Origin of the sequence: Bosea sp. NBC_00550, from assembly GCF_026020075.1 — a bacterium.
Classification (GTDB): Bacteria; Pseudomonadota; Alphaproteobacteria; order Rhizobiales; family Beijerinckiaceae; genus Allobosea.
On record NZ_CP102772.1, the window covers coordinates 163,480 to 183,980 of the forward strand.

16 protein-coding genes are annotated in these 20,501 nt (G+C 67.7%); 12 read left to right on the forward strand and 4 right to left on the reverse strand.

From position 1 onward, the window contains the following. The first annotated feature begins 40 nt into the window (after positions 1–40). Genes ccmI through NWE53_RS00810 form a run of 4 tightly spaced genes read left to right on the forward strand, consistent with a single transcriptional unit; the run spans position 41 to position 4,113 of the window. Positions 41–1,144 (forward strand): c-type cytochrome biogenesis protein CcmI, encoded by a 1,104-nt coding sequence (ccmI, locus tag NWE53_RS00795; protein ID WP_265052506.1) that lies wholly within the window; start codon positions 41–43, stop codon positions 1,142–1,144. A gap of 41 nt (positions 1,145–1,185) precedes the next feature. Beyond that, the gene (gene ccmE, locus NWE53_RS00800; RefSeq protein WP_265055046.1) at positions 1,186–1,656 is read left to right on the forward strand and encodes a cytochrome c maturation protein CcmE; all 471 of its coding nucleotides are present in this window, start codon (positions 1,186–1,188) and stop codon (positions 1,654–1,656) included. Positions 1,657–1,661: 5 nt separating this feature from the next. Next, a complete protein-coding gene (locus tag NWE53_RS00805) occupies positions 1,662–3,638 on the forward strand; it encodes a heme lyase CcmF/NrfE family subunit (RefSeq protein ID WP_265055047.1) in 1,977 nt (658 codons plus the stop codon). A gap of 4 nt (positions 3,639–3,642) precedes the next feature. Continuing rightward, positions 3,643–4,113, forward strand: coding sequence for a cytochrome c-type biogenesis protein (locus NWE53_RS00810; RefSeq protein WP_265052507.1), 471 nt, complete (start codon positions 3,643–3,645; stop codon positions 4,111–4,113). On the opposite strand, the gene NWE53_RS00815 is transcribed toward NWE53_RS00810, so the two are convergent. Beyond that, positions 4,110–4,643 (reverse strand): hypothetical protein, encoded by a 534-nt coding sequence (locus NWE53_RS00815; protein WP_265052508.1) that lies wholly within the window; start codon positions 4,641–4,643, stop codon positions 4,110–4,112. The two genes, NWE53_RS00810 and NWE53_RS00815, sit on opposite strands and share 4 nt — an antisense overlap. A gap of 183 nt (positions 4,644–4,826) precedes the next feature. Here NWE53_RS00815 and NWE53_RS00820 point away from each other — a divergent pair, with 183 nt between their 5' ends. From NWE53_RS00820 to NWE53_RS00835, 4 genes are all read left to right on the forward strand, one after another. Then, positions 4,827–5,999 carry a trypsin-like peptidase domain-containing protein gene (locus NWE53_RS00820; RefSeq protein WP_320109545.1) on the forward strand — a complete coding sequence of 391 codons (1,173 nt, stop codon included), beginning with the start codon at positions 4,827–4,829 and terminating at the stop codon, positions 5,997–5,999. A 123-nt stretch (positions 6,000–6,122) separates the two neighbouring features. Next, positions 6,123–6,806: a response regulator transcription factor gene (locus NWE53_RS00825; protein ID WP_265052509.1), complete on the forward strand. Its 684-nt coding sequence runs from the start codon at positions 6,123–6,125 to the stop codon at positions 6,804–6,806. After that, entirely contained in the window at positions 6,790–8,292 is a 1,503-nt protein-coding gene (locus tag NWE53_RS00830; RefSeq protein ID WP_265052510.1) for a HAMP domain-containing sensor histidine kinase, read from the forward strand. The genes NWE53_RS00825 and NWE53_RS00830 overlap by 17 nt, the downstream gene beginning before the upstream one ends. 13 nt (positions 8,293–8,305) lie before the next feature. Next, complete coding sequence (locus tag NWE53_RS00835; protein WP_265052511.1) at positions 8,306–11,260, forward strand: bifunctional [glutamine synthetase] adenylyltransferase/[glutamine synthetase]-adenylyl-L-tyrosine phosphorylase; 2,955 nt, start codon at positions 8,306–8,308, stop codon at positions 11,258–11,260. A gap of 181 nt (positions 11,261–11,441) precedes the next feature. On the opposite strand, the gene NWE53_RS00840 is transcribed toward NWE53_RS00835, so the two are convergent. The 3 genes from NWE53_RS00840 to NWE53_RS00850 all read right to left on the reverse strand — a co-directional run bounded on the left by NWE53_RS00840 (position 11,442) and on the right by NWE53_RS00850 (position 18,239). After that, positions 11,442–13,739, reverse strand: coding sequence for a PAS domain-containing sensor histidine kinase (locus tag NWE53_RS00840; RefSeq protein ID WP_265052512.1), 2,298 nt, complete (start codon positions 13,737–13,739; stop codon positions 11,442–11,444). Between the two features lie 227 nt (positions 13,740–13,966). Next, positions 13,967–16,612, reverse strand: coding sequence for an aminopeptidase N (pepN, locus tag NWE53_RS00845; RefSeq protein ID WP_265052513.1), 2,646 nt, complete (start codon positions 16,610–16,612; stop codon positions 13,967–13,969). 181 nt (positions 16,613–16,793) lie between these two features. Further along, on the reverse strand, positions 16,794–18,239 hold the full coding sequence (locus tag NWE53_RS00850) for a cation-efflux pump (RefSeq protein ID WP_265052514.1): 1,446 nt from the start codon (positions 18,237–18,239) through the stop codon (positions 16,794–16,796). A gap of 92 nt (positions 18,240–18,331) precedes the next feature. Between NWE53_RS00850 and NWE53_RS00855 the strand changes: the two genes are divergently transcribed. The 4 genes from NWE53_RS00855 (at position 18,332) to NWE53_RS00870 (ending at position 20,404) form a co-directional block, all read left to right on the forward strand. After that, entirely contained in the window at positions 18,332–18,781 is a 450-nt protein-coding gene (locus NWE53_RS00855; protein ID WP_265052515.1) for a VOC family protein, read from the forward strand. Between the two features lie 66 nt (positions 18,782–18,847). Then, on the forward strand, positions 18,848–19,093 hold the full coding sequence (locus tag NWE53_RS00860) for a type II toxin-antitoxin system VapB family antitoxin (protein ID WP_265052516.1): 246 nt from the start codon (positions 18,848–18,850) through the stop codon (positions 19,091–19,093). Further along, the gene (locus NWE53_RS00865; RefSeq protein WP_265052517.1) at positions 19,093–19,503 is read left to right on the forward strand and encodes a type II toxin-antitoxin system VapC family toxin; all 411 of its coding nucleotides are present in this window, start codon (positions 19,093–19,095) and stop codon (positions 19,501–19,503) included. Before NWE53_RS00860 ends, NWE53_RS00865 begins: the two co-directional genes overlap by 1 nt. Beyond that, positions 19,493–20,404 carry a PfkB family carbohydrate kinase gene (locus tag NWE53_RS00870; protein WP_265052518.1) on the forward strand — a complete coding sequence of 304 codons (912 nt, stop codon included), beginning with the start codon at positions 19,493–19,495 and terminating at the stop codon, positions 20,402–20,404. Before NWE53_RS00865 ends, NWE53_RS00870 begins: the two co-directional genes overlap by 11 nt. Positions 20,405–20,501: the final 97 nt, after the last annotated feature.

Sequence of the window (20,501 nt, forward strand, 5' to 3'; positions counted from 1 at the left end):
TCGCCATGAACATGGCCCGCCGATTGGCTAAGAACGCCGCATGATGATCTGGACGATCTTTGCGGCCATGACCGGAGCGGCGATCTTCGCCCTGCTCTGGCCGCTGAGTCATGGCCGGGTGCAGGGCTTCGCCGATGTCGCGGACGCCAAGAGCCTCTATCGGGCACAGCTCAAGGAGATCGAGCGCGATCTCGGGCGCAAGCTGATCGCGGAGCCGGAAGCGGAGGCTGCGCGCGCCGAAGCGGCACGACGGCTGCTGCGCGCGGCGAATGACGAGACGGGGCCATCGGGTGAGACCGAGCCGTCGCTGCGTCGCCGCCGCGCGAGCTCTGCGTTGATGCTGTCGGTCGTGCCACTGCTGGCCGTGCTGGTCTATGGGCTCTACGGCTCGCCCGGCTTTCCCGACCAGCCCTTGGCGGCGCGGCTGGAGAACGCCGGGCCGCAGCAGGATTTCGCCGTCGTCCTGGCGCGCATGGAGGCACATCTTGCCGCCAACCCGACGGATGCGAAGGGCTGGTCGCTGATCGCGCCGATCTATCTGAGGCAGGGGCGATATGACGACGCCGCCAAGGCTTTCGCCGCGACCGTCCGCTATGGAAACCCAGATACGAATCTGCTCGCCGGCCTCGGCGAAGCCCGCATCCTCGAAGCAGGCGGCGTCGTGACCTCCGCTGCGCGCGAAGCGCTGGTGGAAGCGGTCCGCCTCGATCCGCAGAATGCACGGGCGCGCTTCTACCTGGCCGTCGCCAAGGAGCAGGACGGGGACGGCGAGGGCGCGCTTTCGGCTTTGCAGCAACTCCTGGCCGATGCGCCGCCCGAGGCGGAATGGAGCGCTGCCGTTCGCGCCCGTATCGAGCAGATGCAGGCGGATGCCGGCCGCAAGGCGATCGCCGCCTTGCCGGAAGGCGAGCGCCAGCAGGCCATCAGGAGCATGGTCGATGGACTCGCGGAGCGTCTGGCCGCGGGCGGCGGGACGTTGCCGGAATGGAGCCGCCTGATCCGGGCCCGCGTCGTCCTCGGGGATCGACCGGCAGCGCTGCAGGCGGTGAAGACCGCGCGCGAGAGGTTGTCTCAGGATGCTGCTTCGCTTGCCGCCATCGATGCCTTGGCCGATGAATTGGCCTTGAAGGAGGCCACACCATGAGTGTCGCCCAACCAGCTCGCGCGCTTCCCGCCAAGCGCCGCCTGACCCGCAAGCAGCGTCGGCTCGCGCTGATCGCGGCGGCGGGCGCCGTGCTGTTCTTCGCGGCCGGCCTCGTGCTCTTCGCGATTCGCGACACGATCGTCTTCTTTTACGGCCCGACCGAGATCGCCGAGAAGGGCGTTGCTCCCGGTACGCGCATGCGGCTGGGTGGGCTGGTCGAGGCCGGTTCGGTGCAGCGTGGGCCGGGCCAGCGCGTTACTTTCGCTGTCACCGACAGCAAGACTGCGATCAAGGTCGCCTATGACGGGCTGCTGCCCGATCTGTTCCGCGAGGGGCAGGGCGTCGTCACCGAAGGCGTCTTCGAAGGGGCAGGGCGTTTCAAGGCGGATTCGGTGCTGGCGAAGCACGACGAGACCTACATGCCGCGCGAGGTCGCCGACACGCTGAAGAAGCAGGGCCATTGGCAGCCCGGCGGCGCCGGCGCTCCTGCATCTGCTCCGGCCAAGCCATGAGCGGCATGATCGTCGAGATCGGTCATTACGCGCTGGCTCTCGCGCTCGGCGTCTCCGTCATCCAGGCGCTGGTGCCGTTCTGGGGCGTCGTGCGCCAGGACAGGGCGCTGGCGTCGGTCGGAACCAGCGCGGCCCTGATCAGCTTCGCGCTGGTTGCGCTCTCCTTCGCGGCGCTGGTCGCGTCCTATGTCCGCTCGGATTTCTCGGTTGGCAATGTCGTCGCCAACTCCCATTCGGCGCAGCCGCTGATCTACAAGCTCACCTCGGTATGGGGAAACCACGAAGGCTCGATGCTGCTGTGGGTGCTGATCCTGACCCTGTTCGGCGCGCTGGTGGCGCTGTCGCGCAACTCCCTGCCGCCGCGACTGCGGGCCGGGACTCTCGCCGCGCAGGGGCTGGTGGCCGTGGCGTTCCTGGCCTTCACGCTCTTCACCTCGAACCCGTTCCAGCGGCTGGCCCCGGCGCCGGCCGAAGGGCAGGACCTCAACCCGATCCTGCAGGATCTCGGCCTCGCGATCCACCCGCCGCTGCTTTATGTCGGCTATGTCGGTTTCTCGATCACTTATGCCTTCGCCGTCGCAGCCCTGATCGACGGGCGCATCGACGCGATGTGGGCCCGTGCGGTTCGGCCCTGGACGCTGCTGGCCTGGACCTTCCTGACGCTCGGCATCGCGATGGGCTCCTACTGGGCCTATTACGAGCTCGGCTGGGGCGGCTGGTGGTTCTGGGACCCGGTCGAGAACGCCTCCTTCATGCCCTGGCTGGCAGGCACGGCCCTGATCCACTCGACGGTGGTGATGGAGAAGCGCGACGCGCTCAAGGTCTGGACGATCCTGCTGGCGATCCTGACCTTCTCGCTCTCGCTGCTCGGCACCTTCATCGTTCGCTCCGGCGTGCTGACCTCGGTGCACTCCTTCGCCAGCGATCCGGCGCGCGGCCTGTTCATCCTCTTCATCCTGATCTTCTTCGTCGGCGGTTCCCTGGCCCTTTTCGCCTGGCGCGCACCACTGCTGCGGCAGGGCGGGCTGTTCGCGCCGATTTCCCGGGAGAGCGCGCTCGTCGTCAACAACGTCTTCCTGGCTACGGCCTGCGCCACCGTCTTCGTCGGCACGCTCTATCCGCTGGTCCTGGAGATGTTGACCGGCGACAAGATCTCGGTCGGGGCGCCCTTCTACAACGCCACCTTCATACCGGTGATGGTGCCGCTGCTGCTGATCCTGCCGATCGGCCAGTCGCTGGCCTGGAAGCGCGGCGATCTGCTCGGCGCCGCGCAGCGCAATGCCGCCGCCTTCGGATTGGCCGTGCTGACGGCGCTCGCTCTGATTGCCTTCACGCGGGGCGGGCCGGTCCTTGCCCCGCTTGGTATCGGCCTCGGCGTCTTCCTGGTCCTCGGCGCGGCGGTCGACCTCGGCGAGCGCATCGTCGCGCGGGCCAAGGGCTGGAAGGCGATGCTGTCGCGGGCCAAGGGCTTGCCACGCTCCGCCTGGGGCACCGCTCTGGCTCATGCCGGCGTCGGCGTCAGCATCATCGGCATTGCCGCCGCTGCCTGGAGCAGCGAGTCGATCGCGGTCCTCAAGCCGGGAGAACGCCTGACGAGCGGGCGCTACACCATCGTCCTGGAAGGTGTTTCTCCGCGGACGGGGCCGAATTTCCGTGCCGAGGTCGCGCGCTTCCAGCTCTTCTCCGGCAATCGCGAGCTGGCGCCGGTCGAGGCATCGAAGCGCATCTACACCGCCCGCAACATGCCGACGACCGAGGCTGGAATCCGAACCGACGGGCTGAGCCAGGCCTATATCAGCCTCGGCGAGGCGCAGGATGGCGGCGTCGCGGTGCGGCTTTACGACAAGCCGCTGATCCTGCTGATCTGGATCGGCGCGATCATCATGGCCTTCGGCGGTGGGCTTTCGCTGACCGACCGCCGCTTCCGGCTGGCCGCGCCGAAACGCGCCGCGCCGGTCGCTGCGCCCCAGCCAGCGGAGTAGGGCGATGCGGCGGATCGCCCTCGTCATCGGCTTTGCGCTTCTGACGGCAGTCGGCGCTTTTGCCGTGCAGCCCGACGAGGTGCTGCCGAATCCGGCCCTCGAACAGCGGGCGCGCGCCATTTCCGGCGGCTTGCGCTGCCTGGTCTGCCAGAACCAGTCGATCGACGATTCCGATGCCCCGCTGGCGCGCGATCTGCGCCTCCTTGTCCGCGAAAGGCTCGTGAGCGGCGATGACGACAAGGCGGTGGTCGACTTCGTCGTCGCCCGCTACGGCGATTTCGTGCTGCTGCGCCCGCCGGTCAATGCGCGCACAGCCTTGCTCTGGGCGGCGCCTTTCATGATCCTGCTGCTGGCGTTCGGCTTCGTCTGGACGCGTGCGCGCAATCGCCCGGCTTCCGTTGGAGGGCCGCAAGCGCTGTCCCCCGAAGAGCAGGCGAAGCTCGCAGCCCTCATCGATCCCGCCGAGAAACCCTAACGGCTGATCCCGCAGGCCCGGAACAGCTCTTGGGAATAGGAATGCATGCTGGCGCCGGCGATCACGTAGGTTACGTGACCGCGCGGAGCGGGGTGAGGCGAAGCGAAGGTCGCGTAAGTGCGGGCGAAGCAGGCGGCATCGCTACCGGAATAGCCGCGCTCGGCCGCGACCTTCAGCCCGAGCCCATAGACACCGCCGCGTGGGCGCGGAGCACCAGCGGCCCCGAAGCGTTCTGCGCCGCGCCGCATGGCTAAATCCTGCAACCGATCGACACCGCACCGCGAGCGCTGCTCTGCATTGTAGGCGGGCGTCGAAGGCGCGCGCCATCCACGCTGTCCCCGGTCATTCTCGACCACGATGGCATGCTTCGCGAAGACGCGCGCATAGCAATCGGTATTGGCGTAGCCCCGCGTTTGCGCGATCCGCAACCCGACGCCGTAAGCTGAACCCTGCTGCGCGGAAGCCGCGCCACTCAGGCAGGTCGCGACCAGCGCAACGCTCCAGAAAACCCGCCCCAAGATAGTCTGCATGCCAGCCCCCGCCGATCACCCTGTCGAGGGAACTTCCGCGGCCTGGCTTTCGTCAAGGCCAGCGGTGGTCTGTCCACGGCAACCTTACGAAACCGTCATCTTCAGGCCAAAGCCGCGTAAGGCGGCGGGCTTCATGGTCCTCGTCACGAGCAGGGCATCCCTGTCGCTCCACGAGGTTCAATCATGACGACACAGAACGAAACCCGTAAGTCCATCCTGAAGCGCGGCGCCCTTCTCGCCGGCACCGCCGTTCTCGGCATCGGCCTCGCCGCCGGCATCGCCGACAGCGCGCTGATGCAGAACCACAACGCCATCGCTCAGCCGATCCAGCTCTCCGGCGCCCAGGGTTCTCTGCCCTCCTTCGCCGATCTCGTCGAGAAGGTGAAGCCGGCGGTTGTTTCCGTCCGCGTCAAGACGCAGGCAGCGGCCGCCAATGACGAGCAGAATCTGGACGACCTGCCGCCGCAGCTGCGTCGCTTCTTCCGCGAGCCTGGCGAGGGCAAGGCTCCGAGCCGGCCGCAACCGCGTCAGGGCATGGCCCAGGGCTCCGGCTTCTTCGTCAGCCAGGACGGCTATGTCGTGACCAACAACCACGTCGTCGAGAACGCCGTCGAGGTCCAGCTTGTCACCGACTCCGGCAAAACGCTCGACGCCAAGGTCGTCGGCACCGATCCGCGCACCGATCTCGCGCTGCTCAAGGTCAAGGACGCCGGTGATTTCGCCTTTGTGAAGCTGGCGGAAGGCAAGGCCCGGATCGGCGACTGGGTGCTGGCGATCGGCAATCCCTTCGGTCTCGGCGGCACGGTCACGGCCGGCATCGTCTCGGCCCAGGGCCGCGACATCGGCTCCGGCCCGTATGACGACTTCATCCAGATCGATGCGCCGATCAACCGCGGCAATTCGGGTGGCCCGACCTTCAACCAGAACGGCGAAGTCGTCGGCGTCAACACCGCGATCTTCTCGCCTTCCGGCGGCAATGTCGGCATTGCCTTCGCGATCCCCGCCTCGACCGTCAAGCAGGTGGTGGATTCGCTGAAGAAGGACGGCACGGTGGCGCGCGGCTTCATCGGCGTGCAGATCCAGCCCGTCACCGGCGAGATGGCCGATGCCATCGGTCTGAAGGAAGCCAAGGGCGCCCTCGTCGCCGAGGCGCAGGGCGATGGCCCGGCCGCCAAGGCGGGCATCCGCCGCGGCGACACCATCACCGCGGTCAACGGCGAGGCCATCAAGGACGCGCGCGAACTCTCGCGCAAGATCGCGACCTTCGCGCCCGGCGCCAAGACCACGATCACCCTGTTCCGCGAGGGCAAGTCCCGTGAAGTGACCTTCGAGGTCGGCCGCCAGCCGGCGGCCTGAAGCAGGCAGGTTGGTCCCTAAGGTTTCCTGTCGCCCCAGCCCAGGGACCAGCCGTCGCGGCGGCAGGCCGGATGCGTATCCTCCGGCCTGCCGTTTTTTCGTTTGATGAGCTAGGCTCCGCCCATGCGACTCCTGATCGTCGAAGATGATGCCGAGGCTGCGGCCTACCTGACCAAGGCCTTTCGCGAGGTCGGCCATGTCGCCGACCATGCGCCGGACGGGCTGCAGGGCTATGCCATGGCCGAGGGCGGCGGCTACGACGTGCTCGTCATCGACCGCATGCTGCCGCGGCTCGACGGCCTCTCGCTGATCCGCTCCCTGCGCGAGCAGAAGGACGAGACGCCCGCGTTGATCCTGTCGGCGCTTGCGCAGGTCGATGACCGCGTGAAGGGGCTACGCGCCGGCGGCGACGACTACCTGCCCAAGCCCTATGCCTTCTCCGAGCTGCTCGCCCGCGTCGAGGTGCTCGCCCGCCGCCGCGGTGCGCCGGCCTCCGAGCCCACCACCTATCGCGTCGGTGAGCTGGTGCTCGACAGGCTCGCCCATCGCGTCACCCGCGAAGGGCAGGAGATCGTCCTGCAGCCGCGCGAGTTCCGCCTGCTCGAATATCTGATGAAGCATGCCGGGCAGGTGGTGACGCGCACCATGCTGCTGGAGAACGTCTGGGACTATCATTTCGACCCCCAGACCAATGTCATCGACGTGCATGTCAGCCGCCTGCGCGCCAAGGTCGACAAGGGCTTCGAGCAGCCGATGATCCACACCATCCGCGGCGCGGGATATATGGTCCGTGACAGCGCCCGCTGACGTTCCTGCGCGCAGGCGCCAGAAATTCCTGCCGACCCTGTTCCGCACGACGGCCTTCAAGCTGACGGCGGCCTTTCTGGTCATCTTCGTCTTCTTCGCCGCCGTCGTGCTCGGCTATGTCTCGTGGAACGCGCAGCGCCTGCTGACGGATCAGATCCGCTCGACCATCGATGCAGAGATCCAGGGGCTGGCCGAGCAGCAGCGGCAGGGCGGCATCCGCCGGCTCGTCAACATCGTCGAGCGTCGCTCGCGCGGGCCGGGTGCCTCGCTCTATCTCGTCACAACACCGGTCGGCGAGCGCATCGCCGGCAATGTCGAGGCGATCCCGCCGGGAACGCTCGACCGCACGGGCGAAAGCGAGATCGAATACGCCCGTTCCAGCGAGAACGTCGACACGCCGAGCCGCGCGCTCGTCCGCGTCTTCATGCTGCCGGCGGGCTTTCGCCTCCTCGTCGGCCGCGATCTCGAGGAGCGCGACCGACTCGGCATCGTCATCCGCCGCGCCGCCGGCTGGTCGCTGGCGCTGGTCTTCATCCTCGGCTGCTTTGCGAGCTGGTTCGTGGCGCGGCGCGTGCTGAAGCGCGTCGACGGCATGAGCGAGACCGCGCATGGCATCATGGAAGGCGACCTGAAGGGGCGCCTTGCCATCACCGGTACGGGCGACGAGCTCGACCGCCTTGCGCTCAACCTGAACGCCATGCTCGACCGAATCGGCGAGCTGATGGCGGGCATGCAGCAGGTCACCGACAACATCGCCCACGACCTCAAGACGCCGCTGACGCGGCTGCGCAATCGCGCCGAGGAGGCGCTGCGGAGCGCCAAGTCGCCGGATGAGCTGCGGGCGGCTCTCGATGGTTCCATCGAAGAGGCGGACAACCTGATCCGCGTCTTCAACGCGCTGCTCATGATCGCGCGGCTCGAAGCCGGGCGGATCAGCGAGAACATGGCCGAGCTCGATCTCTCGGAGATCGTCTCGGGCATGGCCGAGCTCTACGAGCCATTGGCCGAGGAGGCGGGTCTTGCTCTCTCCAGCGAGGTTGTCCCGGGCCTGCGGGTCTTCGGCAACCGCGAGCTGATCGGGCAGGCGCTGGCCAATCTCATCGACAACGCGCTGAAATATGGCGGCCCCGAACAGGGTGGCGACGGCGTCGTGAAAGTCGCCGCGCAGCGCAACGGTACGGAGATCGAGCTTTCCGTGGCCGATCACGGGCCGGGCATCCCGGAAGCCGATCGCGGGCGCGTACTCGATCGTTTCGTCCGGCTCGATGCCAGCCGCAGCAAGCCGGGCTTCGGTCTTGGCCTGTCGCTGGCCGCCGGGGTGGTGCGCCTGCATGGCGGACAACTCAGGCTGGAGGAAAACGCGCCCGGCCTGCGCGTGGTCATCGCTCTGCCGGTGGCCGAGGCCAAGCCTGTGGACATACAGGCCGTTCCGGAGCCTGAAAGCTCGACAGTCGTCTCAAACCCTGCTGGCGTGCCGTCCCTCTGAGGGAAGGTGCGTGATGGCTGAACGGCTCTGTGACAGGCTGGATGCGGCGCCGGTCTTGCCGGCACGCGCCAAGGCCGAGGCGCTGCTCGCGCGCGAGCTGATCGAGCGGCTGCACGACGAAGCGGCCGCCGAGGCACTCAAGGTGCACTTCGCAGGACACCCGCATAGCGCGGTGCTGGTCGCGGGCGTCCTCGCGCATTCTCCGTTCCTCACCCAAGTCATGCGCTTCGATCCGGAGGCCTTGTTCGCCTGCCTGACGCAGTCGCCGGAGGCGCGCCGCGACGAACTGCTGGCCGGGATCGAGGCCTTCGCGGTCGCCGGTTGCGAAACGGGCGACCTGATGCGCGAGCTGCGCCGTTTTCGTCGCGGCATGGCGCTATTGATCGCGCTTGCCGATATCGGTGGCGTCTGGGATGTCGAGACGGTGACGGCCGCGCTCACGGCGACGGCCGACATGGCGACGCGCCTCGCGACCGATCACGTCTTGCGTCAGGCCGCCGATCTCGGCCGGATCAAGCTGGCTGATGCGGCCAATCCCGGAGTTGGTTCCGGTCTCGTCGTGCTGGCGCTGGGCAAGCATGGCGCCGGCGAGCTGAACTATTCCTCGGACATCGACATCGTCGTCTTCTTCGATCCCGAGGCGGCGGAAGCTGCCGGCGTCGGCGAGCCGTCGAGCTTCTTCGTCAAGCTGACGCAGCAGATCGCCCGCATCATCCAGGAGCGGACGCCGGACGGTTACGTCTTCCGCGTCGATCTGCGCCTGCGGCCCGATCCGGCCTCGACCCATGTCGCGGTCTCGCTGCCATCAGCCTATTCCTATTACGAGACCGTCGGGCAGAACTGGGAACGAGCCGCCATGATCAAGGCGCGCCCTATCGCTGGCGATACGGAGCTCGGCCTGCGCTTCCTCAAGGATCTCGCTCCCTTCATCTGGCGCAAATATTTCGACTTCGCGACCATCGCCGACATCCACGCGATGAAGCGCCAGATCCAGACCGTGAAGGGCCACGAGACCATCGCCGTCGCCGGCCATAACGTGAAGCTCGGCCGCGGCGGCATCCGCGAGATCGAGTTCTTCGTGCAGACCCAGCAGCTCGTCTTCGGCGGTCGCCGCCCGGCGCTGCGGGGGCCGCGCACGCTCGACATGCTGAAGGAGCTGACGAGCGAGGGTTGGATCACGCCGCAGGCGCGCGACGAACTCTCCGAATCCTATCGCTGGCTGCGCACGATCGAGCATCGCCTGCAGATGCGCGACGACGAGCAGACGCAGACCCTGCCCAAGCCCGCCGGGGATCTCGATGCCTTCGCCCGCTTCTGCGGCTATGCCAACGCCGCCGCCTTCGGCAAGGCGCTGACCGCCCATGCGAGGCGCGTCGAGGGGCACTACGCCCTGCTGTTCGAGGAGGGGCCGAGCCTGGCTTCCGAGGCGGGAACGTTGAGCTTCACGGGCTCCGAGCCCGATCCCGAGACGCTCGAGACTCTAGGCAAGCTCGGCTTCCGCGATGCGATGACGGCGGCGGAGACAGTGCGTGGTTGGCATTTCGGTCGCCGCGCCGCCGTCACCAGCGCCCGCGCCCGCGAAGTGCTGACGGAGCTGACCCCTGCGCTGCTGGTCGCGCTCGGCCGCACGGCCGATCCCGATGGCGCGCTTGCCCATCTCGACAATGCTTTCGTCCGCATGCCCGCGGCGGTCGAGCTGCTGACGCTGCTGCGCTCGCATGATTCCCTGTTGACGCTCTTCGCCGAGATACTCGGCAGCGCCCCGCGCCTCGCCAAGGTCGCGGCACTGCATCCCCATGTGCTCGACGGGGTCATCGACCCGGCCTTCGGGCAGGCCGTGCTCGACGCCGACGCCCTGGAGCGCCGCATCCGCAATTTCGTCGGGTCGCCGCCGCCGAGCGTCGAGGATGGGCTCGACCGGCTGCGCGATGCCGCCCGTCAGGAGAATTTCCTCGTCGGGGCACGGCTGCTCTCCGGTGTCTACCCGGCCGAAGGGGCAGGCCAGGCCTATTGCGCCGTCGCGGAGGCCTGCCTGCGCGTCGCCTTCGCCGATACGCGCGCCTCTTTCATGGCCGATCACGGCGTCATCGCCGGGGCCGAGACGGTGGTGCTCGGGCTTGGCCGGCTTGGCGCCGGCGAGCTGACGCCCTCATCCGACCTCGACCTGATCCTGCTCTACGATCGGCCGGAGGAAGCTGGCCCGAGCGACGGCGCCAAGAGCCTCGATCCCGTCACCTGGCATGTCCGCTTCACCCAGCGGCTGGTGGCGGCGCTGACGGTGCCGACGCGGCGCGGCACGCTCTATCAGGTCGACATGCGCCTGCGCCCGACCGGCAACAAGAGCCCGGCGGCGACGCAGTTCGCCGGTTTCGAGGCCTATCATGCGGGCGAGGCCGAGATCTGGGAGGAGATGGCGCTGACCCGCGCCCGCGTCGTCGCCGGCGATGCCGGGCTGGCGCGACGGGCCGAGGCTTCCATTCGCGCCATCCTGTCGCGAAAGCGCGAGCCGGCCAAGGTCGCGACGGCCGTGGCCGAGATGCGGGCGCTGATCGCCAGGGAGAAGGGCGAGAAGGACGCCTGGGACCTGAAGCTGGCCGCCGGCGGCCTGACCGATCTCGACTTCCTCGCCCAGTTCCTGCTGCTCGCCCACGCCAGCGAGCACCCCGCCCTGATCGTCAACGATACGGCCTCGGTCTTCGCCGCCGCCCGCGCCGCGGGCCTTCTCTCGGAGGGCGATGCCTCGGTGTTGCTGGAAGCGCATCGGCTGATCGGCGACGTGCAGCTCTGGCAGCGTTTCACCGTCGAGGAAGCCTTCGACCCCAAGGCGGTGCCGCCGCGCGTGCTACGGAGGATCGCGACGGCCGTCGGGCGTCCCGATGCGAAGGTCCTGAAGGCGGAGCTGGACGAGGTCCGCTCTGGCGTGAGGGCGATCTTCACCCGCATCCTCGGGCAGGCACGGGCTGGCTGAGCGCAGACAGCCGTCTTGGACATCCCGCCATCCCGGGGCTCCGCCTGGACGGAGAACCCGGAAGCCGGAACCGATGCCTCCGCTGGATGCCTGATGGCGAAGCGCTTCGGTTCTGGGTTCCGGGCCAGACCTGAGGCCTGCCCCGGAATGACGTTGGTGTTCCGGCAATCCGCGCCGGGTTCTACGCCGCCTGCGCGGTGACGCGGCCGGCGCCGCCGTCGAGCGGCAGATGGACCATGACGATGGTGCCGGCGCCCATGGCCGAGCGCAGCCTGAGCGAGCCGCCATGCAGTTCGGCGAGCGAGCGGGCGATGGCAAGGCCGAGGCCCGAGCCCTTGTAGCTGCGCACCAGATCGCCCTCGACCTGCTCGAACGGCCGGCCGACGCGGTCGATCTTCTCCTTGGGGATGCCGATGCCGGTATCCTCGATGAAGATGTTGAGCGCACCGGGGACATGGCGCGTGCGCACCGCGATCCGCCCGCCTTCCGGCGTGAACTTGGCGGCGTTGTCGAGCAGGTTGCCGAGGATCTGGTAGAGCGCGTGCGGGTCGGCCTCGATATGGGTGTCGAACGGGCCTTCGAGGCTGAGGACGAGTTGCTTGCGCTCGATCTCCGGCTGCAGCTTGCGCAGTGCCTGGTCCAGCACCGGGCCGATGACGATCTCGCTCTTCTCGAGCCGCATCTTGCCGGATTCGATGCGCGACATGTCGAGGATGTCGTCGATGATGCCGAGCAGGTAGCCGCCGCTGGAGCGGATGTCGCGGACGTAGTCGGTGTACTTGTCACCGAGCGGGCCGAACATGCCGTTCTCCATGATCTCGGAGAAGCCGATGATCGCGTTGAGCGGCGTCCGCAGCTCATGGCTCATATTGGCGAGGAATTCGGACTTGGCGCGGTTGGCGCTCTCGGCGACAGCCTTCTGCTCCAGATAGCGCTCGGCAAGCTCGGCGAGCTGCTGGGCCTGGGCTTCCAGCTTCTGGCGCGAGGCCTTGAGGTCGGTGACGTGCATCAGGAGCTGGTGCTCGGACTGGGTGAGCCGCTCTTCCTGCTGCTTCAGCTTGGTGATGTCGGTGCCGACGGAGACCGAGCCGCCATCCTTGGTGCGGCGGCCGTTGATCTGGAGCCAGCGGCCGTCCGAGAGGCGCGCCTCGTAGGAGGTGGCGCCGGCGCCGCCGCGCTGGACCCGCATCGGCTCCTCGTCGATCTGCGGCTGGGCCGAGCGTGCCATGATCTCGTCATAGCTCGTGCCGGATTGCAGCGCCTCGGCGGGCAGCTGGTGGAGCTGCTGGTACTTGGCGTTGCAGAGCACGAGCCGGTTGTCGGCATCCCAGAGCACGAAGGCCTCCGAGATCGCCTCGACCGCATCGCGCAGGCGGGCATCGGCGGTGGCGGTGCGCTCGGCCATGCGGCGCTGCTCGGAGATGTCGACGACGATGCCGACGAGGTGTCGCGAGCGGGTGCGGCGGTCGATCACCAGCTCGGCACGGGCCTTGAGCCAGAGCCACTCGCCCGAGACGGCGCGGACCCGGAATTCCTGATCGAGATGGCTGGCCTCGCCGCGGCTCACGGCGTCGGCGAGGGCGTAGAGATCGACATCATCATTATGGATGAAGCTGCTGACCTCGCCGAAGGACATGTACTCGCCGGCGCGGTCGTAGCCGAGCAAGGCATACATCGAATCCGACCAGTAGATGCGGCCCCGCGCGAGATCCCAGTCCCAGAGGCCGCAATGGCCGCGGTTGAGGGCGGTGTCGATGCGTTCGCGCACGCAGTCGCAATCCTCGTCGGCCGCGCTGGCGCGCTTCGACTGGAGCATGAAGGCGACGGTGATGACGCCGAGGACGAGCCCGGCGGCGCCGAACAGGATGGAGAGACCGGAGCGGCGAACCTGCCAGACCGAGAGCGCGCGGGAAACCGGCTGCATCACCGCGACCTGGCCGAGCGGGGCGGCGAGGTTGCGCACGCTGGCTAAGACATCGGCGCCGTTCGGAAGGGTGATGCGCATCACGCCGGCCCGGTCGCCGAAGACCGTGAGCGGCTGGGTCTGGCCGAGGAAGTCGGTGAGCGTGCGCTGCGTCTGGCCGATCACCGGCTCGCTGGCGACAACGCGACCGTCGGCGCCGCTGACATGGACGATGCGGCCATGGGCGGCGAGGTGCCGGGCGGTGAGGGCTGCGAGTACGGTCGCCGGCTCCTTGCCGGCCAGCGTCGCATTGTCGAGTTCGCGGGCGACCAGCGCGGAGACCAGGTCCATGTCGCCGGCCGCGTCGACGAGGGCGTCGTCGCGCATGGCGGATGTCTGGATGATCGCGCCCGCCCCGAGGATGACGAGGAAAATCCCGACGAGCACGGGGATGGCTGTCCGAAATGTGGGCTCGAAGCTTTCGAACCGCTGATACAACGGATGCGTCAGCGATCTCGCCACGCCCAGAATCGTATCGGCGCGCACGGATGCGCAATCCGCGTTGGCACGCGACATGCCCGTCCCCCTTCGGAAATCGATTACCGTCAGTAAGATCGGGAGACGTGCCGCATCCCCGCGAATCACTGTCAGTTGAATCCGAGAGTCCTGTTTTGTCTAGCCCTGAGTTGAGTCAGGGGCTCAGAATTCTCCTTTAGGTTGTGGCGTTTATCCGATGAATCCTGTGCGGGTAATGAAACGTTAATGTTTTGGACAGGTCGGTATTAACCATTGGGGAGAACGGCTCAGGCGAGTGCTCTTTCCGCGATGTCGGCGACGTCTCGAGACAGGTTCGGCATCCGCGCGACGGTGCTCAAGGCCTCCCGCGCGAGCCGCTTGCGGCCGGGCTCCAGCATGCGCCAGCTCTTGAACGAGCCGAGCAGGCGCGAGGCGACCTGCGGGTTCGTCTTGTCGAGCGCGATGACGATGTCGGAGACGAAGCCGTAGCCCTCGCCATCGGCCCGGTTGAACTGGGTGAGGTTGGCCGCGAAGCCGCCGATCAGCGCCCTGACCCGGTTCGGGTTGCCGAGCGAGAAGGCGGGATGCTGCATCAGCCGCTTCACCCGTTCCAACGTTTCCGGCTCCGGGATCAGTGCCTGCGCCATCAGCCATTTGTCGAGGACGAGCGGCTCGCGGGCATAGGCTTCCGCGAAGCGGGCAATGAGTGCCTCGCGACGCTCGCCGGGGATCAGCGTCATCGCCGCGAGCGCCGCCAGCCGGTCGGTCAGATTGTCGGCCGTGGCGAACTGCTCCTCGCAGAGGCCGGCGCCCTCGGCAGGGGCTGCGAGCGCCGCCAGCCCGAGCAATTCATTGCGCAGGGCGCGCCGCCCGGCGGAGGCGGCATCGGGCCGGTAGGCGCCGCTTGTCGCCAGCGCCGCGCGCAGGCCCGGGAGATTGCCGAGCAGCGTCTTGCCGATGGCGCCCGAGAGACTGCGATGGGCGGCGAAGATCGCGTCCGGATCGACATCGCCGCCGATCTCGCGCGCGATGTCGGCCGGGGCGGGCAGGCGCAGCACCTGCGCGGCGAAAGCCGGATCGGTCAGCGCATCGGCCTTCACGAAGCCGTCGAGCGCCCGGCCGAGCTCGGCAGCCGTGGCGGTCAGGGCATTCCGATCCGCGCCGGGCTTGCCGGCGGCGGCGAGCGCGCGGGTGGCGACCGTCTGCAGCGACTGCCAGCGGTTGAAGGAATCGCTGTCGGCCGAGAACAGCCGCAGCAATTCGGCATCGGACAGGTCGAGATCGAGCCGCGCCGGTGCCGAGAATCCGCGCATCAGCGAGGGGATCGGCGCTTCCGCCACATCCTCGAAGCTGATCGAGAGGGAGCTGGTGTCGAGCACGATGAGGCCATCGCCGGCATAGGCGTTCGAGCTCGTCTTCAACGACAGGTCGCCATGCGATCCGACGAGGCCGAGCTTGATCGGCAGGACGACGGGCCGCTTCTCGGATTGGCCGGGCGTTGGCGGCGTGCTCTGCGCCAGCTCGAGCGTATAGCGTCTGGCGGCGGCATCGTAGCGGCCCGACGCGACGACGGTCGGCGTGCCGGCCTGCTCATACCAGCGGGCAAAATGGGAGAGATCCCTGCCGGAGCTCTCGGCGAAACAGGCGAGAAACTCCTCGATCGTCGCGGCGGTGCCGTCGCAGCGCTCGAAATAGAGGTCCATGCCCTGTCTGAAGGCCTCGTCGCCGATCAGGACCTTCAGCATGCGGATGACCTCCGCGCCCTTCTCGTAGACCGTCGGCGTGTAGAAGTTGTTGATTTCCTTGTAGGCGCGCGGCCGGACAGGATGGGCGAGGGGGCCTGCATCCTCCGAGAACTGGGTCGAGCGCAGCGTGCGGACATCGGCGATGCGCTTCACCGGGCGCGAGCGCTCATCCGCCGAGAATTCCTGGTCGCGGAAGACCGTGAGCCCTTCCTTCAGGCAGAGCTGGAACCAGTCGCGGCAGGTGATGCGGTTGCCGGTCCAGTTGTGGAAATACTCATGCGCGATGATCGCCTCGATCGAGGCATAGTCGCCATCGGTCGCGGTCTGCGGATCGGCGAGCACGTATTTGTCGTTGAAGATGTTGAGGCCCTTGTTCTCCATCGCCCCCATGTTGAAGTCGGACACGGCGACGACGTTGAACACGTCGAGATCGTAGTTGCGGCCGAAGACCTGCTCGTCCCAGCGCATGCAGCGCACCAGCGAGTCGAGCGCCCAGCCGGCCCGCTCCGCCTTGCCGGGCTCGACATAGACGGCGAGCTCGACCTTGTTGCCCTCGGCGGTGACATAGTCCTGCCGGACATGGTCGAGCGCACCGCCGACCAGCGCGAAGAGATAGGCCGGCTTCGGGTGCGGATCGTGCCAGACCGCGAAATGCCGGTCGCTGCCGGGCACTTCCCCGGTCGCGACCAGATTGCCGTTCGAGAGCAGGACAGGCGCCTCCGCCTTCTCCGCTTCCAGCCTGACCGTGTAGACGCTCATTACGTCGGGCCGGTCGAGGAAATAGCTGATGCGGCGGAAGCCATCCGCCTCGCATTGCGTGCAGTAGACCCGCGAGGAGCGATAAAGCCCCATCAGCTTGGTGTTGGCGGAGGGGTCGATCTCCGTCTCGATCGTCAGTGTGAAGTCATGCTGCGGCGGGGCGGGGATCGTCAGCGCCTGCGCCGTCACCGTATAGGCGGATGCGTCGAGCGGCTTCCCGTCGAGGCTGAGCGATGTCAGCTTGAGCTCGTCACCGTCGAGCACCAGCGGCGGGCCAGGCCGGCCCGCCGGATTGGGGCGCAGGGTCAGCAGGGCGCGCACGCGCGTCTTCTGCGGGTGAAGGCTGAAGTCGAGATCGACCGTGTCGATCAGCCAGTCGGAGGGACGGTAATCCTCGAGGCGGATCAGCGGAGCATCTTCGGTACGCATGGAAACCCTGATGGCGAAGGTCAGGGGGCGTTTCTAGAGCATGCCGGCTTGGGATGGAAACACGGCCGTATGCTCGGGCCTGACCCGAGCATCTCCTGACGAAAAAGACTCCAGCGCCTCGTCCGGCCAGAGATACTCTGATCTGCGCTTCGCTCCGCCCGAGAATGACGGCGGGAACGCCTTAAGCCCCGGCCAGAACCGCCGGCTCCGCATGGCTCACCAGCCTGCAGACCTGGGGGCGGGCGATGCGCACCGCTCTTTCGATCGCATCGACGGCAGCATGCACGGAGGCGACGTCGAGTGCCGGGTCGACCCGGCAATGGTAGTTCACGACGAGCCCCTTGGCAGTCTGGCGCACGCGAACGCTGTGGATGTCGTGGATCGGCCCGGCGAGCTTCGCCGCTTCGCCCGCAAGAGCCTTGCCGATATCCTCGACCGTCTCCCAGGCCGCGTTGTGGCCGGCCGGCTGGCCGGTCTCCATCGGCTCGATATGGGTCTCGACCTCGGTCTCGCCGCCGAATTCGGCCCGGATCGCATTCTCCAGCCGCGTCGCGACCTCGTGTGCCTCGCCGAGCGGCAGGGTCGCGTCGACTTCCATGTCGAGGCTGACCGAGAGCTTGTCGCCGATGCTGTGCACGGTGACGTGGTGCGCCGGGATCTTCAGCTTGAGCGCGATCAGCAGCACGCGCTCGAGCGCGGTCTCGTCATCGACCTGCACCGGATCGGCCGTGATCGTGATCTCGGAGCCCGGCTCGGCCTTCAGCAATGCGTCGCCAAGCTCGGCCTTGATCGCGGTGACACGCTCCAGCGGCAGCGTGCGCGAGACGCTGATGCCGATCTCGCCATGGACGCGCCCGCCGGCCGGGCGAACCCTGAGCCAGTTGATGCCGACCACGCCCGGCACGGAGCGGGCGGCCTCGCGCAGCTTCTCGGTGACGCCTTCAGGCGCCGCGTCCATCAGCGTGTCGAGCACGCGCCGGGCGAGGCGATAGGCCGAGAAGGCGGTATAGGCGGCGATGGCGAAGGCGGCGGCGGTGTCTGCCCGCTCGAAGCCGTACCAGACGCCGATCAGGCCGGCGAGCACCAGCGCCGAGCCGATGAAATCGGCCGAGAAATGCGTCGCTTCGGCGGATAGCGCCTCGCTGCCGGTCTCCTTCGCCACCTTGGTCAGCGAGCGCCAGCGGATGGCGTCGACGGTCATCGAGAGCAGCATCACGCCGATGACCAGCGGGGTCACCGAGACATGCTCGACGATGCCGTTCCACAGCCGGTTGCCGGCCTCCCACAGGATCGCGCCGGCCAGCGTGAACAGGATCGCGGTCTCGACCAGCGCGGCAAGAGACTCGACCTTGCCGTGACCGTAATGATGCTCGTCGTCGGCCGGCTTGTCCGAGGCCTGCACGGCGAACCAGGTGAACAATGTCGAGCCGACATCGACCAGCCCCTGCAGGGCGTCGGTCAGCAGGGCGAGCGAGCCGGAGATGATGGCGCCGAGGATCTTCGCTGCCGTCAGCAGGATCGTCGCCATCACCGAGAGGATCGCCGCGCGCTGCTTGATGCGGGCGATCTGGGCGGGCGTGGCGCGCTGAGGCGGCGCCGTCACCGGCCCGTCTTGCGTTGTCGTCATGGCTCGTCCTGCTTGCCGTCTCTTGGAACGCCGATGCTCTTGCCTGATTTAGGAAACGGATCAACCCTGCAGCCGCTCAACGAGGAAACACGATGCGTTATCTCCACACCATGGTGCGCGTGACCGATCTGGATCAGGCGCTGGATTTCTACGTCAACAAGTTCGGGATGGTCGAAACCCGCCGGATCGAGAACGAGAAGGGCCGTTTCACCCTGGTCTTCCTCGCGGCTTCCGATGATCTCGACGCGGCCCGCGCCGGCGCTTCGCGCGGCCGCCCCACGCTGGAGCTGACCTATAACTGGGATCCCGAAACCTACACCGGCGGCCGCAATTTCGGCCATCTCGCCTATGAGGTCGACGACATCTACGCGACCTGCGACAAGCTGATGAAGGCGGGCGTCACGATCAACCGCCCGCCGCGCGACGGCAACATGGCCTTCATCCGCTCGCCCGACAACATCTCGATCGAGCTGCTCCAGAAGGGCGATGCCAAGGCCCCGGCCGAGCCGTGGCTGAGCATGCCGAATACCGGCGTCTGGTAAGGCCAAACCGGCATTTGGTCCGCGATAGCCTCCATGATATCATCAGGTGATATCATGGAGGCTGCGATGGGTATTCTTGTCCGCGATCCGAACATTGACCGCATGGTCCGCGAGTTGGCGGAGCGCGACGGCATCAGCCTGCAGGCTGCGATCGGCATGGCCGTGGAGCGCGAGCTGAAGCGCCGCGAGGAGCGGCGCCGGCAGGTCGATGAGGCAACCCGCAAGGCCCAGGAAAGGCTGGCGGCTTACCCGACTGTGGGCGATGGCCTGACCCATAAGGAATTCTTCGACCGCGAGTACGGTGACGCCTGATGTTTCTGGATGCATCCGTCATAGTGGCGAACTTGCTGGAAGAGTCCGAAGCTCCCTTGATCAGGGCATCGCTCGTCGACGAGAGCGAGGTCGTGACGTCGCCTCTCGCAATATTCGAGGCATCGACGCGCCTGGCGGCGGTGAAGCGCTTTGGCATCGACGAAGGGTACAGGGTGGTGCGGGACTTTTTGGAGGATGCGAGGATTCGCGTTCTCTCGATCGATGATACGGTCGGCCAGATCGCTCATACTTGTGCAGCCGCCTACCACCATTCGACACGCCATCCTGCGCGCCTCAACATGGGCGATTGCTTCGCCTATGCCTCCGCCCGCGCAGCAGGCCTGAAGCTCGCCTATAAGGGCGACGACTTCGTTCATACCGATATCGAAGGCCAGCGCTTTGGCTCATGAACCCGCGCGCGCCGGCGTCTTCTGCCTCGGTATCGCGACGCTCGACTATGTCTACAGCGTCGAGACCATGCCGACGCGCGGCGAGAAGTATCGTTCGCGCGGGCTTGCGGTTGTCGGCGGCGGCTGCGCCGGCAATGCCTCGGTCGCGATTGCGCGGCTCGGCGGCGCCTGCTGGCTGGCGACGCGGCTTGCCGACGACCTGACAGGCGATCAGATCGTCGCGGACCTGGACGCCGATGGCGTCGATACCGGTTTCGCGCGCCGTGTCGCGGGGTTGCGCTCGCCCGTCTCGGCGATTCTCGTCGATGCCGAAGGCGAGCGCATGGTCATCTCCTATTCCGACCCGGCCATGCCGGAGGATGTCGAATGGCTGCCGCGAGATCTGCCGGAGGCGGCCGGGGCCGTGCTGGCCGATACGCGCTGGGGCGAGGGGGCGCTGGCTGCGCTGAGGCTCGCCCGTGGTGCCGGTGTGCCGGGAGTCCTCGACGGTGACCGCAAGCCGCCGCATCGGGACCTCGTTGGAACGGCGAGCCACGTCGCCTTCAGCCAGCAGGCCTTGCGCGAGGTCTCGGGCGAGGATGATCCGCGCGCCGGGCTCGCCAAGGTCGCGGCCGGCGTGCCGACCTGGCTGGCGGTGACGCTCGGCAAGGAAGGCGTGCTGTTCATAGAGCGTGGCGAGGTCCGGCACAGCCCGGCCTTCCCGGTCGAGACCGTGGATACGCTCGGCGCCGGCGATGTCTGGCACGGCGCCTTCGCCCTGGCGCTGGCGGAAGGGCAGGGCGAAGAGGCCGCGATCCGCTTCGCCTCCGCGGCGGCAGCGATCAAATGCACCCGCTTCGGCGGCCGGAGCGGTGCGCCCCGCCGCGACGAGGTCGAGCGCTTCCTGGCCACCGGCGGATAGCTCCGGACGAACTGCGGCTCTCCTGGCGGCGCCGTGCCGGCGTCGCGTGCCCGTCACGCGGCTCGGGCATCTGACCGGAGCGCGGTCGCGCGCATCG

Excerpts from the sequence above, each read along its gene's own strand:
- ccmI (WP_265052506.1), top strand. The coding sequence starts at position 41 with ATGATGATCTGGACGATCTTTGCGGCCATGACCGGAGCGGCGATCTTC.
- NWE53_RS00815 (WP_265052508.1), bottom strand. The coding sequence starts at position 4,643 with ATGCAGACTATCTTGGGGCGGGTTTTCTGGAGCGTTGCGCTGGTCGCG.
- NWE53_RS00865 (WP_265052517.1), top strand. The coding sequence starts at position 19,093 with ATGTTTCTGGATGCATCCGTCATAGTGGCGAACTTGCTGGAAGAGTCC.
- NWE53_RS00835 (WP_265052511.1), top strand. The coding sequence starts at position 8,306 with ATGGCTGAACGGCTCTGTGACAGGCTGGATGCGGCGCCGGTCTTGCCG.
- NWE53_RS00810 (WP_265052507.1), top strand. The coding sequence starts at position 3,643 with ATGCGGCGGATCGCCCTCGTCATCGGCTTTGCGCTTCTGACGGCAGTC.
- pepN (WP_265052513.1), bottom strand. The coding sequence starts at position 16,612 with ATGCGTACCGAAGATGCTCCGCTGATCCGCCTCGAGGATTACCGTCCC.
- NWE53_RS00855 (WP_265052515.1), top strand. The coding sequence starts at position 18,332 with ATGCGTTATCTCCACACCATGGTGCGCGTGACCGATCTGGATCAGGCG.
- NWE53_RS00825 (WP_265052509.1), top strand. The coding sequence starts at position 6,123 with ATGCGACTCCTGATCGTCGAAGATGATGCCGAGGCTGCGGCCTACCTG.
- NWE53_RS00840 (WP_265052512.1), bottom strand. The coding sequence starts at position 13,739 with ATGTCGCGTGCCAACGCGGATTGCGCATCCGTGCGCGCCGATACGATT.
- NWE53_RS00850 (WP_265052514.1), bottom strand. The coding sequence starts at position 18,239 with ATGACGACAACGCAAGACGGGCCGGTGACGGCGCCGCCTCAGCGCGCC.
- NWE53_RS00820 (WP_320109545.1), top strand. The coding sequence starts at position 4,827 with ATGACGACACAGAACGAAACCCGTAAGTCCATCCTGAAGCGCGGCGCC.
- NWE53_RS00805 (WP_265055047.1), top strand. The coding sequence starts at position 1,662 with ATGATCGTCGAGATCGGTCATTACGCGCTGGCTCTCGCGCTCGGCGTC.
- NWE53_RS00860 (WP_265052516.1), top strand. The coding sequence starts at position 18,848 with ATGGGTATTCTTGTCCGCGATCCGAACATTGACCGCATGGTCCGCGAG.